This window comes from Acidaminococcus sp. CAG:542 (assembly GCF_000437815.1).
Classification (GTDB): Bacteria; Bacillota; Negativicutes; order Acidaminococcales; family Acidaminococcaceae; genus Acidaminococcus.
In genome coordinates, this window is record NZ_FR901998.1 from 1 (window position 1) to 2,608 (window position 2,608).

General features: G+C 55.3%; 2 protein-coding genes. One reads left to right on the forward strand and one right to left on the reverse strand.

Features of this window, described 5'->3' with window-relative positions; translation table 11 throughout:
• Positions 1-28: 28 nt before the first annotated feature.
• A complete protein-coding gene (locus QVO43_RS00065; protein WP_022486607.1) occupies positions 29-1,021 on the reverse strand; it encodes a helix-turn-helix transcriptional regulator in 993 nt (330 codons plus the stop codon).
• 179 nt (positions 1,022-1,200) lie between these two features.
• On the opposite strand from QVO43_RS00065, the gene QVO43_RS00070 reads away from it, so the two are divergent.
• Positions 1,201-2,601 (forward strand): GntP family permease, encoded by a 1,401-nt coding sequence (locus QVO43_RS00070; RefSeq protein WP_154487738.1) that lies wholly within the window; start codon positions 1,201-1,203, stop codon positions 2,599-2,601.
• Positions 2,602-2,608 lie beyond the last annotated feature (7 nt).

Here is a 2,608-nt window from a genome sequence, read left to right on the forward strand (position 1 = left end):
CAAAGAGGGGGCGCCTGGCGCCCCCCCTCTACTTATACACTCCCAAAATCCGCTCCGCTTCCTGGGCCATCTTTTCCCTGACCCATTCCGGCCGGGTGATTTCCACCCCCGGGCCCAGGGCCATGATCCACCCCAGGAACTGGGCACTTACGTCCACCTTTACCGTAAGCCGTACCTGATCTGGTCCATCCGGGACCAGCATGATGTTCTGACCGAACCGGTCGATGAAGATCCCCACTTTCTCATTGTGAATCTTCAGCTCCACTTCCGTTTGTTCTCCGTTGAACATGCCGAAATGCACATCGGTGTATTTGGGGATATCCAGCTGGTCATAGGCTTCCTGTCCTTCCCGGGGCTGGCCTTCCAGCAGTTCCAGGTCCGTGATCTTGTCCACCCGGTAGTGGCGGATTTCCCCGGTTTCCGCATAGTAGGCGGCCAGGTAGTAGTTTTCTTCCGACAGGATCAGCAGCCAGGGGCTGACCTGGAACCAGTTCCCGTTGTTCCGGGGCACCAGCTGCTTTTTGGCATTCCACCGGTTGTAGTGGAACCGGACCTGGACATTGGCATTGATGGCCTGGTTGAGCCGGTCCACAGTCAGGTAAACAGTCTCGTTGGGGGTCTTGACCCGTCCGGCGATCACCACTTGGCACTGGAGACTTTTCCCCTGTTCCCGGCTGGCCAGCCCTTCCAGCTTGCCGATGAGCTTGTGGGACTTTTCGTCGGACAGGAACCGGGCCGCCTGGACGGAATCCACCAGCAGCTTCAGCTCGGGGATCTGGAACCGCCGGTTCCCCAGATGATAGGCGCAGTTCCGTCCGTCGTTGGAACAGATGATGTCCAGGCCGTAATTCCGCAGTTCTTCAAAATCCGTATACAGGGTTTTCCGGTCTGCGTTGACGCCTTTTTCATGGAGCTTTTCCGTGATTTCCTGGAGGGTGAGACTGTGGTCGTCGTCAGTTTCCTTTTCGAAGATTTCCTCCAGATAGAGCATTTTCAGTTTCTGGTTGATCCCTTTGGTCATGGCACATCCTCCCTGGGCTTTTTCTTTTATCATACCCTTTCTGGGCAGAAAAGGGAACAGATAAAAGAAGAAAAGAGAGTGGCCATTAGAAAAAATACCGTTTACATTTTTAGCGAACAGCGTATACTATAAGGCGAGAGGCCGAAATATTCAAAATACTTTGAGGGGATGTGAGGAAATTGACAGGCTTACCGTTGATTTTTGCTTTTGTCATTGCCATTATCGTTATGATCATAGCCATTTCCAAATTCCGCATCCATCCTTTCCTGGCAATCCTGGGAGTTTCCGTGATCTTCGGCCTGATCGGCGGGATTCCTCTGGTGAAGCATGGGAAAGTGCTGGGGATTGCTGATGTGGTCAGTGCCGGATTCGCCGGTACCTTTACCAGCATCGGCATTGTGATCATTATGGGGGCCCTGATCGGCACCATTCTGGAAAAAACAGGGGCGGCCCTGAAAATGGCCGACTGTGTGGTCCGTCTGGTAGGGAAGAACAATACCAGTCTGGCCGTACTGATCATGGGGTGGATCGTATCCATTCCCGTGTTCTGTGACAGCGGGTTCGTCATCCTGAACCCCATCCGGAAGGCGCTGGTCCGCCGGACCCACTGCTCTGCCGTAGCCACCGCCGTGGCCATGTCCATGGGGCTGTATATTTCCCACTGCTTCATTCCGCCCACACCGGGGCCCATTGCAGCCGCCAACACCATTTATGAAGGGATGGGCCTGGAACCCAACCTGATCCTGATTATCGGGCTGGGCACCGCGTCCTCCATCCTGCCCATGATCGCCGCGTACTTCTATGCCAACTACATCGGCACCAAAGTGAAATCCAAGGAAGAACGGGCGGAAAGTGCCGACCCGGCTGAAACCCAGCAGACCTATGAAGACCTGATTAAAAGCTATGGCCAGCTGCCCAGTGCGTTCATGAGCTTTGCTCCCATTGTGGTCCCCATCATCCTCATGGGACTGTCCAGTGCCATGGCCATGGCCGGCACCAAAACGGACGTAATCACCTTCCTGGGGACTCCCATCATCGCCATCAGCGTGGGTGTGCTCCTGGGGATCCTGGTGCTGATGCAGAGCACCATTCCGGACAAAATGAAGGCTTTCTACGATATTACCAATGATACCCTGAAAGTGGTGGGACCCATCCTGTTCATCACCGCCGCCGGCGGGGTGTTGGGCAAGGTCATTGCCTCCACCAGCATGGTGGCCTTCATCAAAGCCAATTCCAACACTCTGGCCAACCTGGGGATTTTCTTCCCCTTCCTGCTGTCCGCCATCCTGAAGACGGCCCAGGGCTCTTCCACTGTGGCCATTACCACCACCGCCGGGATCATGGCGCCCTTGATGGGGACCCTGGGACTGGGTACACCCATGATGGCCGCCATGACGGTTATCGCCATCGGCGCCGGTGCCATGACCGTGTCCCATGCCAATGACTCCTATTTCTGGGTGGTCACCAACTTCGGGGACATGGAGGTCCAGGACGGCTACCGGGCCCAGACCATGGGAACCCTGGTAACCGGTATTGCCGCTATGATCAATGTGTATATTTTGTATCTGATTCTGGGGTAAGCAAAAG